Raw genomic sequence first — 14,617 nt, forward strand, 5'->3', positions numbered from 1 at the left:
AATTAAGGTGGTTATAGCGTTGGGGATCCACCTCTTCCCATTCCGAACAGAGAAGTTAAGCCCAACCACGTCGATGGTACTGCGTAAAAGTGGGAGAGTAGATAGCCGCCGTTTTAGAGGGAGCGAAAGCTCGGTAAAGAAGAGGGGTTAGCCGCAAGGCTGGCCCCTTTTTCTATTTTACAGGCAGCTCCTTTCCTGTGGGATTACCCTTTTTGCCGGATCCTCGTTCCGCACTTTCCGCATGTTCCGCCCTATACACTCCTCCGCTGGTGAAAAATAGGCCTAAAACAGTGCAATATAGCTGTTTGTGCTTTTAAATCATCCTGTCGTCCCGTTGAATGGCATGCGGAAAGCAGGCAGGTAAAGATGTTGGTGCTTGTCGGGTTGTAGGCTATGTGGATGGGGGTAGCGTCCGGCTTGTTAGTTTTGTATAGTGCGGATCATGCGGAAGCTGTAAGGGAGGGCATAAAAAAAGTGTCGACAGGTTTCTTTGAAACATGGGCGGTTTTACCGAGAAAGACGGAAGTCTTTTGAGAAGGATCTCTTTCAGGGGATTGGAGTTGTGTCAAAATTCATTCATGGGGCACACACGCTACGTTTTAGAACGGGCTGGGATGGTTTAAAGGCCTTAAATTCCAGAATAAAAAAAATAAATTGAATTTTATTTGTTTATGTCAATAAATTAGTCTTCTTTTGTAGCATAGAGAAAGGAAAAATTCTTTTCTGACAGTTAACCAAAATCTGACTATGGTTTGTAACGATAAAGCGGTGGGTAAGAGGGGGCGTACAGATTTAAGGGAAATAGAAATCTCATTAAAAGTCAATTGATTTGGCTAAAACGATAACTATGATGGGGCGGGAGTATAGAATTATCTATCTCCCGCTTTTATTATAACATATAATCAGAGCCAATTCGAACATATTTGACCACGTTCTCTATCTTGCCCTTGCTCTTGGTGCCGGACTTGCGGCAGAACACCGGATCGAACCCATGTTCACGGACCAAGGGGCGGAAGCCGCCGGTAAGAACCAGGTCGCCAAGGTCCTCATTGACCGGAAACACCTTGTCCTGGTCATAGACCATTTTACGGGGCACTCCTCCAAAGAACCCAAAAGCCGGCTGGACATAAACCGCAAGTCTGATCCATCGCTCGCCGAAGTCGCATTGGGCGTATTCACATAGCCCGTCTCAGGCTGTTTCTCATAGGGCCGGCACTTCGTTTCACTTCCTTGGGAAGATCGTGGGCCAAGCGCATCCGGCTGATGAAATTGAAAGCCGTCTTGGAGGTTAGGACACTGTCTGACGGTGGAGACCTAAACTCTGGCCTATCTGCGTCTTGTTTAGGCCATCTGAAAATAATTCTTTAACTTAGTACCACATCAGATAGATCTTTAACTTGGAAGTCTCGGTCATAGCATTGTAATTGGGAGTTGACACCACAAAATTGCAATGCTATTTTTTTCTTATTATGTCGATTTACTATTCCGGACTTTGACGATTCAAAGTTACCGATTATAAATGTAGTCAAAAGGTGTAAGTATAAGATATTTATATTGTTATGCTTTAAATTCACCGGTGAAGGAGTGTATAGTGCGGATCATGCGGAACGTGCGGAAACTGTAAGGCGGGGTCATAAAAAAAGTGTCGACAGTCTCTCTGGAACATGGGCGGTTTTACCAAGAAAGACGTAAGTCTTTTGAGAAGGATTTCTTTCAGGGAGGAGTTGTGTCAAAATTCATTCATGGGGCACACACGCTACGTTTTAGAACGGGCTGGGATGGTTTAAAGGCCTTAAATTCCAGAATAAAACAAATAAATTGAATTTTATTTGTTTATGTCAATAAATTAGTCTTCTTTTGTAGCATAGAGAAAGGAAAAATTCTTTTCTGACAGTTAACCAAGATCTGACTATGGTTTGTAACGATAAAGCGGTGGGTAAGAGGGGGCGTACAGATTTAAAGGGAATAGAAATCTCATTAAAAGTCAATTGATTTGGCTAAAACGATAACTATGATGGGGCGGGAGTATAGAATTATCTATCTCCCGCTTTTATTATAATATATACTCAGAGCCAATTCGAACATATTTGTTTTTAGAAAAATTTTTGCAATGCTCAGGATAATTAGAGGTTTTGGGACTACGAATGTATGGAGCTTAATCCAACTCTAACTTGATAACTGTCCCGTATGAAGGGACGTTTTTGAATGCTTCTTTCAAGTCATACTCTCCGGCATAGACGCGGGCACAGGTTAAGACGCCGCCATGCGCAAAGAGACATACTTTCTGTAAGCCGCTTTTTCTTATCTCATCCAGGAAATGGCTGACACGATTATATTGATCTTGCAGGGATTCACCCGAAGGAGCCGGAACGTTGATCCAATCGTTGAACCAGGCTTCTGATCGAGGATCGGAAGAGAGTTCGTCCCAGGATTTCATTTCCCATTCCCCAAAGCTGATTTCTTTAATACGGTCTTCCTTTTCTGCATTTGGGTAACCGCAATAGTTTGCGAGGCGGACGCAGCGTGTGAGCGGGCTGCTCCATACCTTGTCGAATGTGTGGGCGGATAAGGTTTCTTTTACGACTTCGGCTTCATCCTCGAATGAATGGCGAAGGGGAACGTCGGTTTGTCCGTATGCATAGCCGGCGGGAACGTCGACGGAAGTATGCCTGACCAGATAAATTTCCATATGATATGTGTTTTATATGATTGTTGTATAAATAACAGCTATTCCCAAATAGAAGCTCAGTTCGCAAAGCAAAAATGTTGCTCCGCAGCAGTCACCTGTATAACCTTGTATTTTCTTTTTCATTAGAGAGGTGAGAGAATAGAAGACAAGGACAGGCAGTAGGCCAGCCAGAAAATAAATAGGTTCCGGTAACCAAAATATCGGAATAAGAGCGGAGAAAAGACAAAATGTATATTCACCTGTTGTCATCCGGCTGTAGACCGTTTTGTTTTTGGCCTCTTCTTCCTTGCGGGCATAGGGAAGGCGGTTGATGATCATTCCGGCAACTCCTTTGGAAAAAGGATCGCCTGCCAGTATAGCACTTCCGGCAAGAGCCAGCGGCAGGCTACTCAACAGCGTATACAGAAGCGCAAAATAGAGGATCAACCCGATCACCCCGTAGCTTCCGATATGTGAATCCTTCATAATGGAAAGAATGCGTTCGCGCGAGGTCCCTCCCCCGAAACCGTCGAAAAAATCGGCAAGTCCGTCTTCGTGCAGGCAACCGGTTATCAGCAGGCGGGTGACGATTGCCAATAGTACGGCAACACTTGCCGGGAGTACCAGTGAAGCGGCATAGAGTACAATCACGGAAAGTCCGGCTGTGAGCCAACCGACTAACGCCCAGCGGCTGACTACATTCTTAAAATAGTCCGAAGGAACTTCTGCCAGTCGCCAGAATGGTAGCCGGGTGAAAAATATAAAGGCGGCAAGGATACGGAGCATGATGAATAATTAATAATTAAAAATTAAGAATTAATAATTGAGACTTTTGTCAGAAGTATTTGGTAACGGCGGCTTGTTTGAAACTGTGCATCTCGTTGATCATGCGGACTGCCGAGTCTACAATCGGATAGGCGCATACGGAACCGGAACCTTCACCCAGGCGTAAGCCGAGATTTAGCAGCGGCTTGGCTTGTAAGATATCCAATACGCGCTTGTGTCCGGCCTCGTCCCCGCAGTGTCCGAATATGCAATAAGGAATCATTTCCGGATACAGGCGTGAAGCAGCCAGTACGCAGTTCGTCATAATAAAACCATCCACCAGAATAACCATCTTCAACTCGGCCGCACGGAGCATGCCTCCCACAGCCATCACCATCTCGTAGCCGCCGAAATAGCGGATTACATCCAGCGGGCTGTTATCTCCCTTGTAGTTATCGAGTGCCTTTTTTAAGACATTATATTTATGTTTGACTCCTTCGTTGTCCAATCCGCTTCCGGCCCCTACGCAATCGATCAGTGGAATTCCCGTCAGGCAAGTCATCCACATGCTCGAAGCTGCGGTGTTCCCGATTCCCATTTCCCCGAAACTGATCACGTTGCACCCTTCGTTGTAGCAATCCGTGACAATGTCGGCGCCATATCTGACAGCCTTTTCCATCTCTTCCGGTGTCATGGCCGCTCCGTACAGGAAATTGCGTGTTCCTTTCCTGATCTTGCGGTCGATCAGTTGCGGAATAGCCGGGAAATCGAAATCTACACCACCATCGACAATCTTGATTTCGAAACCGTGCTGGCGGGAAAGGAAACAGACGCCTGCTCCCCCGTTCAGGAAGTTATGTATCACCTGGCGTGTTACTTCTTTGGGCGATTTGCTGACCCCTTCGTCGGCGATCCCGTGGTCGGATGCGTATATTACGTTAACCGGATGATGAAGTGCCGGGGATAATGTTTGCTGGATCAGACCGATTTGAAGTGCAATTTCTTCAAGCGTACCCAGTGATCCTTTGGGTTTCGTCAGATTATCTATTTTGTCCTGCAGGGCTGTGGTAATAGCGATGTCAGGTTTTTGAATGTTGAAAGAGATCATTGTATAGTGTTTTTATTATTTTACCTTCATGGGAATACCGCTCACCATGAGGACAACTTCGTCGGCACGGGATGCGATGTATTGGTTAAGCCAACCTTGCAGGTCTGTGAACCGGCGTTGTACCGCATCGGGAGAAACGCCGCCTAACCCGATTTCGTTTGTGACAAAGATCAGATAGGCATCCTGCTCTGTAAATTTGTTAAATTCATCTTTTAACTCGGTCAGGGAACGATTCGTATCGCCTTCATTGTCGAAGAAGAAGTTCGTGCCCCAGAGTGTGACACAATCGATAACGACGACACGGCCATTCAGATCGTGGCGGCTCAGGTATTTCTCTTCCTCGATATTCGTCCATTCCGGTCCCCGGTCGGCCTGGTGGCGAAGCACGCGCTTGCGGAACTCCTCGTCCCAAACACGTGATGTCGCCAGGTAAACCGGATTAGCCGTCAGTGACAAAGCGAGCTTTTGCGCATATCCGCTTTTTCCGGAACGTTGACCGCCTGTCACTAAAACGATATGCTTTTCTGCCATCGCCTTATTCTCCTTTCGGTTTATTGCGGGCTGCAGAGCGTTTCGCCTTGTTGAGCGGGTTATTCTTGCTCGTCTTGCGCAATGCAGCCGATTTCGGAGAAGAAGCCAAGCGCTGTGCAACGGCCGACCGTCCTAATGATTTGCCGAATTTCGGTTGCAACGCCTCCTTCAGCATATTTTTATCGATACCGGTTGCCTTTGTTCCCTTTTTTGTGCTTTCCCCGTCGCGTGCAGCATGACGGGCGGCTGCATATTTATTGTATTTTACATATTTACCGGAGCGCAGACCTTTTGAGCCGGTTGCCGGAGAGGCTGCTTTCTTTTCGGAAGTCGTTGCAGCCTGAGGCTTTTCTTTCTTTGCTTTATTCTCCTGATCGCCGAATACCAGTTCCTGGGCTTTGCCACGTGCGACAGGAGCATGTTCGGACGTATGCTTTCCTACTTTAATCCGTATGTCATCCAACATGACGATATCGGCTTCGGTTACTTTCTGTCCGACATGAGGCAGGCTACCGTTTACGGTGACACGTCCTTCTTCGATGAATTTGTCCGCTTCCCTGCGTGAACAAAGGCCGGAATCACTGATGAGTTTATTTAATCTTACTTCCATTCTGTGCGTATTTATTTAGTGGATAATTATTGATATTAAACAAACAATAAGCCCCATAGCAAGTTCGGCATTACTATTTATTTTGATAGCAATTAACATGTCTTCTGTGTTGAAAGTCCGTTCGTTAGTCCCGATATAAGGCTTTTCCACCGGCTTCCCGAAATAGTCGTGGGTTCCCCCGAAACGGCAATTCAATATAGCGGCGAGGGCGGATTCCGGGTATCCTGAATTCGGGCTGGCATGAGCCGGGCCGAAACGCTTTACAAAATCCATTTTATTCAGGTTGCCGGAGACAGCCAGCATCAGCCACGCAGTCAACCGGGCGGGAATAAAATTGGCAAGATCGTCGAGCCTTGCAGCGATCTGCCCGAATTCGAAATAGCGTTCGTTTTTATAGCCGATCATCGAATCGAGCGTGTTCACCATCTTATAAGCCATCATGCCGGGAAGCCCAAGCAGAGCAAACCAGAACATGGGAGCTATCACCCCGTCGCTCAGGTTTTCCGCGAGCGTTTCCAGAGCGGCGGCCCGTATCTCTTGCGGGGATAGGCGGGAAGTGTCACGGCCTACGATCCGTCCGACCTGTTTGCGTCCTTCTTCCGTGCTGCGGTCCACTGCTTCGAAAACGGCTTTCACTTCTTTGACCAGTGTTTTCCCCGCCAGGCAGTAAAAGACGCCTATCCCGACCAGGATCGAAGCGAACAGCGGGTCAAAGTACCCGGCAAGCACCAGCATCCGTTCGCAAAGCAAATAAGTCCCGGCAACCAACACGAGTGCCATGACGCCCCCTTTGACAGCCCGGTCATTCCCTTTGTTCAGCGTCTTTTCACCTAATGAAATCACTTTGCCGAAGCCCACAACCGGATGCGGCCATCCCTCAGGATCACCCAACAGGCGGTCTGCCAGCCATCCACTGATGAACGGGAGGGCTTTTGCCATATAAAATGATTGATGAAACCAATAATACATAATAGTGGCAAAGGTAAAAATATAATTCCAGTTATGGAATCGATCGGTTCGTTTCTTGAAGATATGTTTTCGGGGACGTTGCTTTTATCAAAATGTCACTATTACCCCATGTAAATCGGATTAGTAGTGCATGTATTTGGAATTAGTATTGCGAATAATATTTTTTAACGTTTCAATATGACCCGTGTAGGTTGTCTTTTGCTTACGATTTGATAGCGGGCGAATGGAGGAACTTTTTATAATTTGTCTTGAAATTTCTTTTGTAGATTCATGCAAATGCATACCTTTGTTGTATGCTTAGAATTGTAACACATATTGAACGTTTGCTTCTGGTGCATGATTGTGTGATTGTGCCGAAGTTCGGAGGCTTTGTCCTGCAGGTTGTTCCGGCCGTGCAGCATATGGAGGAACACACGTTTCGCCCTTTGCGGAAAGAGATCGGTTTCAATATGACGCTGCAGCATAACGACGGGCTTTTGCCTGAATCGTATATGCAGATGCATGCAGTAAGCTATCGTCAGGCACAGCTGATGCTGGAAGAAGATGTGGAGGATATAAAGAACACCCTGCAACAATATGGAAAGCTGTCGTTGGGAGTGTTAGGCTCGTTCAGCATAGGAGAAGAAGGGCAGATGATTTTCCATCCGGGTGAAACCGACCTGTTCAGTGTCAGTTCGTATGGCTTGCCCGTTTTCCATTTCCCGGCTCTCGCGCCGTTGCAGGTGGAACGGGAAGAAGTGGCTCTTCTTGCATCCAAAAAAGAAAAGAGAGATACTCTTTATATTCCGATCAGCCGCAAACTTATTCGTACGGCTATGGCCTCGGCTGCCGCAATAGCGTTGTTCCTGCTGGTTTCCACTCCGGTGAAAGATGTCAACCAGGATGCCTATACAGCCAGTTTTGTTCCGACCGGGATGGTTGTCCAGAAGCCGGTTCTCTCTGAAACGGTTTCGTCAGACGGCATTGTGGCGGAAGCGGACACGAAGCAGGCAGCATCGGAAGAGGTCGTTGCGCGTGAAGTGAAGAAAGTTGCGCCTGCTCCGGTTCCGGAAAAGAAGGCGGTTGTTTCCAAACCTGTAGCTGTCCGGCCTAAAATGTATCATATCGTAATAGCCAGTTTCCCCTCGGAATCGCAGGCGGACGAATTTATTGCCGGTGTAGACCGTAACGAATGCAAGCATGTCAGCAAGGTTGTTCGCGACGGGAAGTATCGTATCTATGCGGATAAATTCGATAATCGCGAAGCTGCGGAATCTTATATGGCGACTCTCCGTTCCAATCCGAAATATAAGGACGCGTGGTTGTTTATCAGCCGCTGATTTATTATACCGTATAAAAAGAAATATCCTTCGGATGAAAAGTTGTTTTCTACCGAAGGATATTTAAAAAACGTCCGGACAGGTTTTCGTTATTATTGTTTTCTACTCTTTATTTTCTTCTTCAGATTTTGGTTTTCGTTTCTTTTTGAGCCGGCCTGCCTTGCGTAAGGCTTGATCCAAAATGTATTGTATCTGGCCGTTTGTGCTCCGAAACTCATCGGCTGCCCAGGCTTCGATCGCTTCCATCATTTCTGCGTCCACACGCAATATGAAACTTTTGGTTGCATTTCCATTTTCCTTTTTGGCCATATTTAGTATTACTGTATTAAATTACTGATATAAAGTGCCTGTATTGACTACGGGCTGCGCGGACTCGTCTGCGCAAAGGATTACCAGCAGATTGCTGACCATTGCGGCTTTCCGTTCTTCGTCCAACTCGACAACACCGTCTTTCTCCAGCTTTTCCAATGCCAGATGAACCATGCTGACAGCTCCTTCCACGATCCGTTCGCGTGCAGCGATGATTGCATCGGCCTGCTGGCGGCGTAGCATCACACTGGCGATTTCAGATGCATAAGCCAGGTAGTTGATGCGTGCTTCCACTATTTCGATCCCGGCAATATCCAACCGGCTGTTTAGCTCTGACTCCAATCTTTTGGTAACTTCGCCGCTTTCGTCGGAACGGAGAGTGACTTTATCGCTCGTCTCATTCGTGTCATAAGCATACATGCCGGCTACTTGTCGTAAAGCTGCATCGCTTTGTATCTTGACAAATTCACGGATATTTCCGGAAATGTCGAAAGTGGCTTTGTAGGTATCTTTAACTCTCCATACGACAACAGCGCCGATCATAACCGGATTTCCGACCTTGTCATTCACTTTGATAGGCTCGATATCCAGGTTCAGGATTCGCAGCGTCACTTTCGTTTTCTGGAAAAGCGGGTTTATCCAATAGAAACCGTTCGTAGTAACCGTACCTGCATATCTGCCGAAGAATGTCAACACACGGGAATTGTTCGGTTCGATAATCATAAAACCGGGAATCATTGCACATGCGCATATTCCGCATGCTACACCGGCAACCATATTCCATGTCTCTGGCAATGAGAGAAGAAATATAGCGGCTCCCGCTAAGATCAAGATAATGAGCACAGCCGCAAAACCGGATATCTTAACGCCTTCGAAACTCTTTTCTTGTGTATTCATAATGATTATTATTTGATATTATTTTGATATCACAAAGTAATACAAAGTTCCGGACTCCTGCAAATAAATTATGAACTTTTTATAAGCAGATATATAAAATATTCTATAGCTTTGTCTATTCAAAAATTACACGATTGGAATTTCAGTTAGATACAGATAATAAGGAGTTTCAGGATGCCCTGCAACTGATCACCCATACGCGGCAGTCCGTCTTCCTGACCGGGAAGGCCGGAACGGGCAAATCCACGTTCCTGAAATACATCTGCGCACATACGAAAAAGAAATATGTCGTATTGGCGCCGACAGGGATAGCGGCGATTAATGCGGAAGGGGTGACGCTTCATTCGTTTTTCAAGTTACCTTTCCGTCCGATGTTGCCCGATGATCCGGACCTGAGTCTGAAGAACGGGCGTATCTTCGAGTTTTTCAAATACAGGAAAGAACACCGGAAGCTGATTTCGGAAGTGGAATTGATTATTATCGACGAGATTTCGATGGTGCGGGCGGATATCATCGATTGTGTCGACCGGATCTTGCGTGTCTTTTCCGGCAATATGCGTTTGCCGTTCGGGGGCAAGCAGCTGTTGTTTGTCGGCGACGTCTTCCAATTGGAGCCGGTTGTCCCTTCCGATCAGAAGGAAATATTAAGTCTTTTCTATGCCAGTCCGTTTTTCTTTTCGGCTCGTGTCTTCAAGGATATAAATCTGGTCCCGATCGAATTGCAGAAAGTGTACCGGCAGACAGATCCGGTATTTATCAATATTTTGGACCGCATCCGTAACAATGCCGCCCGGAAACAGGAGTTGGACACTTTGAATGCCCGCTATTTCCCTGATTTTACACCTCGAAACGAGGATATGTACATCACGCTTGCAACCCGGCGTGACCAGGTGGATTTTATCAATGAACGGAAGTTAGGGGAATTGTCCGGTGAAGAATTTGTCTCTCACGGCAAGATCGAAGGCGATTTTCCCGAATCGTCGCTACCGACACAATTGAACCTGTCCATCAAGGAGCAGGCCCAGGTCATCTTTATCGATAATGATTATGAACGCCGTTGGGTCAATGGTACGATCGGTATGGTGTCGGGGATCGATGAGAATGGAAATGTCTACGTCATGCTGGAGGACGGAAGGGAATATTTAGTCGAACCGACTTCCTGGCGTAACTATAAATATAAGTATAACGAAAAGGAGAAAAAGGTCGAAGAGGAGATTGTCGGTACTTTCGAGCAGTTGCCGATCCGCCTTGCCTGGGCGATCACCGTGCATAAGAGCCAGGGGCTTACTTTCAGCCGTGTCGTGGTGGATCTGACAGGCGGCGTGTTTGCCGGCGGCCAGACGTATGTCGCTCTAAGTCGTTGCACGTCTCTGGAAGGGTTGGTGCTGAAAAGCCGGATTTCTCCGCATGACATTTTTGTACGGAAAGAAATTGTCCAGTTCAGCCAGATGTTTAATGACCGGCAGCTGATTGAAAAGAGTTTGTGTGAAAGTGAGGCGGAATTGTTGTATGCACGTGCCGCCCATAGTTTTAAATCCGGCAATGTGAAAGACACGGTCGAGGCTTTTGCGGCTGCCGTCAGTAAGCGGAACGAACTGGAAAAGCCGGAGGTACAACGGCTGCTCCGTATGAAATTGCAAACGATGAATACTCAACGGGCGCAGATCAAGAAACTCAGGGAGGAGATACATGCCCAGCGGGAGATCCAGAAAGAATATGCCCACGAATATTATCTGATGGGGAACGAGTGCATAACGAAAGCCCATGATCCGAATGCAGCTATCCGCTCTTTCGATAAAGCGCTCAGGCTTTATCCCGAATTTGTGGATGCCTGGGTGCGTAAAGGTGTGACGCTTCTTGATTTGGGTGATGGCTTCCAGGCGGTTACCTGCCTGAACGAAGCCGTGCGTCTGAACCCGAAATCATTTAAAGCGCGTTATAACCGTGGGAAATCTTATCTTCAACTAAAGTATTATGACGAGGCCGTTTCTGACTTTATGAAAGCTGTCGACCTGAAACCGAAGCATGCCGCAGCTCATGAATATCTTGCAGAAGCATTCCTGCATACGGGCGAAGAGGAACTCGCTCGTCAGCATCAGGACATTGCCGACGAACTCCGCAACGGGAATCATAGTTAATGTCTTGTCGTTAATTTTATACAGAAATGTAATAAAAACGTGATTATAAGATTGTATCTTTGTGGTTCAATATTAAATATGGTAGAGGGTATTCATTAAAAAACAAATTTCTGTATGAGAAAAAGTTATTTGCTTTACGTATTTTTTTTAATATGCATAGGATTCTCCATGCAAGCTCAGGTGACAACTTCTGCACTGAGCGGAAAAATTATCGACGATCAGAATGAGAATGTGATAGGGGCTACGGTTGTTGCGGTACACGAACCGTCCGGAACCATGTATGGCGCGGTTACGAATGTGGATGGCCGTTACACGATCCAGGGGATGCGTACCGGAGGACCCTATAAAGTGGAGATTTCCTATGTGGGTTATAAAAAAGCGGTCTTTACGGATATCAGGCTGGAACTGGGTAATACATATACCCTGAATGCAACCTTGTATCCCAGCTCGGAACAATTGGGCGAAGTCGTTGTCACGGCCGATGCAAAAGCGAATATCGGTGCATCCGAAAACTTTTCTACAGGAAAGATACAGGGGACTCCGACGGTCGATCGCAATATATATGATGTCGTAAAGAACATGCCGATGGCCATGACCTCCAAAAACGGGGGGATCACGTTTGCCGGTTCCAATAACCGTTATAACAGTTTCCAGATCGACGGTACGGTGAGCAATGATGTTTTCGGGCTGGCTCCGTCGGGTACAAACGGCGGTCAGACGAATGCCAACCCGATTTCGATGGATGCTATCCAGGAAATCCAGGTGGTGGTAGCTCCTTTCGATGTCCGCCAGAGCGGTTTTACCGGAGGTGGCATCAATGCTATTACCAAACAGGGAAACAACACATATCATGCATCGGTCTATTCCTATTTTACAAATGAAGGTCTCTACGGAAAATATAATGCTTATAAAGATAACATAAAGGATAAATTGACGGAACAGTCTACAAAAACTTTTGGCGGAACGTTGAGCGGTCCGATCATCAAAGACAAGCTGTTTTTCTTTGCCAATGCGGAAAACCGCAAAGAGTCTTACCCGTCCCGTTTTTATGCCGGATATGACGAGAAAGGTTTTACTACCGACATGGCGCAGAAAATAGCCGATAAGTATGAAGAATATACCGGAATCCGGGAGAGCTTCGGATCACGCGATGTAGATCAGAGAGCCTTTAATTTCTTAGGACGTATCGACTGGAATATCGACCGGAACAATAAACTGGCTTTCCGTTATCAGTATAATAACTCATACGATGATATTTTCAGCCCGTCGAGCACGACCTACTTTTTTAACGGAAGCGGTTACCGGATGAAAAATAAGACGAACTCGTTTGTGGCCGAGTGGAACTCGCATTTGAGCGATGTCTTGTATAACGAGTTCCGTGCAGGCGTTACGACAGTCCGGGATGAGCGTCAGGTGGCTTATCAGGGACCGAACGTGAAGATTAACGGTAGCGATAACAGCGGGACGAACAATACGACGGTCAATATCGGTACGGAGTATTCTTCCGGTGCAAACGCCCTGGATCAGGATATTTATACATTTGAAGACAATCTTTCCTGGTATAAGGGAAATCATACCTTTACTTTCGGTACGCATAATGAAATATTCCGGATGAAGAACCTGTTTATCCAGGCGGTTACCGGTTCATGGGAGTTCGGTTCGATGGAAGCATTCCTGAACGACAGCCCCTCCAAGTATGTATTCAAGTACACGGACCCCGATGTGACGGGCGGTAACTATCGCTATACGCCTATCATTAAAGCCGGTCAGTTCGGGTTCTACGCACAGGACAAATGGGATGTTGCCGATAATTTCTCGCTGACTTACGGTTTGCGTTTCGATATCCCTTTGTTGTTTAATGATCCGACTGTCAATAATGAGTTCAATGAATATGCCGCAAGCAAAAATATAAAGGAAAGAGTAGGCGAAATGCCCGGCGCCAAAGTGATGGTTTCTCCCCGTCTGGGATTCCGCTGGTATACGGATGACAGCCGGACAACCTTGATTCGTGGTGGATTAGGGTTGTTTACGGGACGCGTTCCTTTTGTATGGCTATCCAATGCTTACAATAATACAGGGATTGAGCAGAAAGGTACGACTATCTTTGCTTCCGGCTCGACTTCCGCCCCTTCGCTGGGGCAATATGCGGATGATCCGATCGGTGCTATGAATTCCCAGAAGGGAAGTCCTGCGACTCCCGATGTCGTGACGGTGTCCAAAGATTTTAAATATCCGCAGGTTTTCCGTGTGAACTTAGCATTGGAACGTGTCTTGCCCGGTGATGTGAAGATGACTTTGGAAGGGCTTTATTCCAAAACATTCAATAACGTATATTTCGAGAACCTTGCATTATCGAGCAATGCCAAAGTATATGCCGTTCCGGGTGTGGAAACTTCCGCCACCCCTTACTACTCCGTAGACAAGAAGTATTTCAGTATTACCAATCTGAAAAATACGAATATGGGATATACCTATTCACTGTCTGCTTTGTTTGAAAAGAGTTTCCATTTCGGTTTGGATTTGGCTGCGTCTTATACGTTCGGGCATTCCAAATCGGTGTATGACGGAACCTCTTCTGTGGCTTATTCCAACTGGAAATATAATTATGCGGTAGATTCCAACAGTCCCGGCCTGGCTTATTCCATGTTCGATATTCCTCACCGCGTGATGGTTTCCGTCGGCTATAGGACTCCCCGCTATGCCAAAGGCCTCATGGCGACTACCGTCTCTCTTATCTATAACGGATACGTGGGACAACGTTACAGTCTGACGATGAACGAATCTTACTACGATGCAGAGAAAGAGAAAACGGTCTATATCGACTACAACGGTGACGGCTGGGGTGGAAACTCTTTGCTTTATATCCCGACTGAAGACGAATTGCAGAAGATGGACTTCAAAACGGAAGAAGACCGTCGGATGTTTAACGAATGGATCGAAGGTGACAGCTATGCAAAGAAACATCGCGGACAATATGCCATGCGCAACTCCAATTCGGCCCCGTGGGAAAACCAGGTCGATCTGCATGTGGCACAGGATATTTTCGTACTGAAAGACCGCGGTAGCAAATTCCAGGTGACATTCGACGTTACGAACTTTGCCAATATGTTGAATAAGAAATGGGGAGCCACTTACACCGCTGCCTACAACGTAATGCCTTTGCAGGTGATCGGGAATAAGAAGGGTGAAGATGGCAACTATACAAACACGTATGCTTATAATTCGAGAAACACGATCACCAAGAATGATATCTTGTCCCGTTGGCATGCCCAGATTGGTTTTAAATATATTTTCTAAGCCTGC

The 14,617-nt window shown here is 46.6% G+C and carries 12 protein-coding genes and 1 rRNA gene; 5 read left to right on the forward strand and 8 right to left on the reverse strand.

The window, feature by feature from the left end; all coding sequences use genetic code 11:
• The first annotated feature begins 3 nt into the window (after positions 1-3).
• Together rrf and H8S65_RS05600 are read left to right on the forward strand one after the other, a co-directional pair.
• Positions 4-114: ribosomal RNA gene (gene rrf, locus H8S65_RS05595) — 5S ribosomal RNA — on the forward strand.
• A gap of 877 nt (positions 115-991) precedes the next feature.
• The gene (locus H8S65_RS05600; RefSeq protein WP_186929032.1) at positions 992-1,183 is read left to right on the forward strand and encodes a hypothetical protein; all 192 of its coding nucleotides are present in this window, start codon (positions 992-994) and stop codon (positions 1,181-1,183) included.
• 972 nt (positions 1,184-2,155) lie between these two features.
• Here the strand turns inward: H8S65_RS05600 and cobC are convergent.
• Genes cobC through cbiB form a run of 6 tightly spaced genes read right to left on the reverse strand, consistent with a single transcriptional unit; the run spans position 2,156 to position 6,651 of the window.
• Positions 2,156-2,689, reverse strand: coding sequence for an alpha-ribazole phosphatase (gene cobC / locus H8S65_RS05605; protein ID WP_186929033.1), 534 nt, complete (start codon positions 2,687-2,689; stop codon positions 2,156-2,158).
• Between the two features lie 12 nt (positions 2,690-2,701).
• On the reverse strand, positions 2,702-3,454 hold the full coding sequence (locus H8S65_RS05610; protein ID WP_186929034.1) for an adenosylcobinamide-GDP ribazoletransferase: 753 nt from the start codon (positions 3,452-3,454) through the stop codon (positions 2,702-2,704).
• Positions 3,455-3,503: 49 nt separating this feature from the next.
• Positions 3,504-4,541 carry a nicotinate-nucleotide--dimethylbenzimidazole phosphoribosyltransferase gene (gene cobT / locus H8S65_RS05615; RefSeq protein ID WP_186929035.1) on the reverse strand — a complete coding sequence of 346 codons (1,038 nt, stop codon included), beginning with the start codon at positions 4,539-4,541 and terminating at the stop codon, positions 3,504-3,506.
• A 15-nt stretch (positions 4,542-4,556) separates the two neighbouring features.
• On the reverse strand, positions 4,557-5,072 hold the full coding sequence (locus H8S65_RS05620; RefSeq protein WP_186929036.1) for a bifunctional adenosylcobinamide kinase/adenosylcobinamide-phosphate guanylyltransferase: 516 nt from the start codon (positions 5,070-5,072) through the stop codon (positions 4,557-4,559).
• 4 nt (positions 5,073-5,076) lie between these two features.
• Complete coding sequence (locus H8S65_RS05625; protein WP_186929037.1) at positions 5,077-5,682, reverse strand: S4 domain-containing protein; 606 nt, start codon at positions 5,680-5,682, stop codon at positions 5,077-5,079.
• 15 nt (positions 5,683-5,697) lie between these two features.
• On the reverse strand, positions 5,698-6,651 hold the full coding sequence (cbiB, locus tag H8S65_RS05630) for an adenosylcobinamide-phosphate synthase CbiB (protein WP_186929038.1): 954 nt from the start codon (positions 6,649-6,651) through the stop codon (positions 5,698-5,700).
• A gap of 293 nt (positions 6,652-6,944) precedes the next feature.
• On the opposite strand from cbiB, the gene H8S65_RS05635 reads away from it, so the two are divergent.
• The gene (locus H8S65_RS05635; RefSeq protein ID WP_186929039.1) at positions 6,945-7,970 is read left to right on the forward strand and encodes an HU domain-containing protein; all 1,026 of its coding nucleotides are present in this window, start codon (positions 6,945-6,947) and stop codon (positions 7,968-7,970) included.
• Between the two features lie 102 nt (positions 7,971-8,072).
• Here the strand turns inward: H8S65_RS05635 and H8S65_RS05640 are convergent, their stop codons facing one another.
• Both H8S65_RS05640 and H8S65_RS05645 read right to left on the reverse strand, forming a co-directional pair.
• Positions 8,073-8,279 (reverse strand): type II toxin-antitoxin system antitoxin, encoded by a 207-nt coding sequence (locus tag H8S65_RS05640; RefSeq protein WP_186929040.1) that lies wholly within the window; start codon positions 8,277-8,279, stop codon positions 8,073-8,075.
• 21 nt (positions 8,280-8,300) lie between these two features.
• Positions 8,301-9,176 carry an SPFH domain-containing protein gene (locus H8S65_RS05645; RefSeq protein WP_186929041.1) on the reverse strand — a complete coding sequence of 292 codons (876 nt, stop codon included), beginning with the start codon at positions 9,174-9,176 and terminating at the stop codon, positions 8,301-8,303.
• 134 nt (positions 9,177-9,310) lie between these two features.
• Between H8S65_RS05645 and H8S65_RS05650 the strand changes: the two genes are divergently transcribed.
• Entirely contained in the window at positions 9,311-11,314 is a 2,004-nt protein-coding gene (locus H8S65_RS05650; protein WP_186929042.1) for a tetratricopeptide repeat protein, read from the forward strand.
• A gap of 114 nt (positions 11,315-11,428) precedes the next feature.
• Complete coding sequence (locus H8S65_RS05655) at positions 11,429-14,611, forward strand: TonB-dependent receptor (RefSeq protein ID WP_186929043.1); 3,183 nt, start codon at positions 11,429-11,431, stop codon at positions 14,609-14,611.
• The last annotated feature ends 6 nt before the right edge of the window (positions 14,612-14,617 follow it).

Source organism: Parabacteroides hominis (genome assembly GCF_014287585.1).
Taxonomy (GTDB): domain Bacteria; phylum Bacteroidota; class Bacteroidia; order Bacteroidales; family Tannerellaceae; genus Parabacteroides; species Parabacteroides hominis.

What these genes read in the sequence shown, in the direction of transcription:
- H8S65_RS05600 (WP_186929032.1), top strand. Translation starts at nt 992, where the DNA reads ATGTTCACGGACCAAGGGGCGGAAGCCGCCGGTAAGAACCAGGTCGCC.
- cobC (WP_186929033.1), bottom strand. Translation starts at nt 2,689, where the DNA reads ATGGAAATTTATCTGGTCAGGCATACTTCCGTCGACGTTCCCGCCGGC.
- H8S65_RS05610 (WP_186929034.1), bottom strand. Translation starts at nt 3,454, where the DNA reads ATGCTCCGTATCCTTGCCGCCTTTATATTTTTCACCCGGCTACCATTC.
- cobT (WP_186929035.1), bottom strand. Translation starts at nt 4,541, where the DNA reads ATGATCTCTTTCAACATTCAAAAACCTGACATCGCTATTACCACAGCC.
- H8S65_RS05620 (WP_186929036.1), bottom strand. Translation starts at nt 5,072, where the DNA reads ATGGCAGAAAAGCATATCGTTTTAGTGACAGGCGGTCAACGTTCCGGA.
- H8S65_RS05625 (WP_186929037.1), bottom strand. Translation starts at nt 5,682, where the DNA reads ATGGAAGTAAGATTAAATAAACTCATCAGTGATTCCGGCCTTTGTTCA.
- cbiB (WP_186929038.1), bottom strand. Translation starts at nt 6,651, where the DNA reads ATGTATTATTGGTTTCATCAATCATTTTATATGGCAAAAGCCCTCCCG.
- H8S65_RS05635 (WP_186929039.1), top strand. Translation starts at nt 6,945, where the DNA reads ATGCTTAGAATTGTAACACATATTGAACGTTTGCTTCTGGTGCATGAT.
- H8S65_RS05640 (WP_186929040.1), bottom strand. Translation starts at nt 8,279, where the DNA reads ATGGCCAAAAAGGAAAATGGAAATGCAACCAAAAGTTTCATATTGCGT.
- H8S65_RS05645 (WP_186929041.1), bottom strand. Translation starts at nt 9,176, where the DNA reads ATGAATACACAAGAAAAGAGTTTCGAAGGCGTTAAGATATCCGGTTTT.
- H8S65_RS05655 (WP_186929043.1), top strand. Translation starts at nt 11,429, where the DNA reads ATGAGAAAAAGTTATTTGCTTTACGTATTTTTTTTAATATGCATAGGA.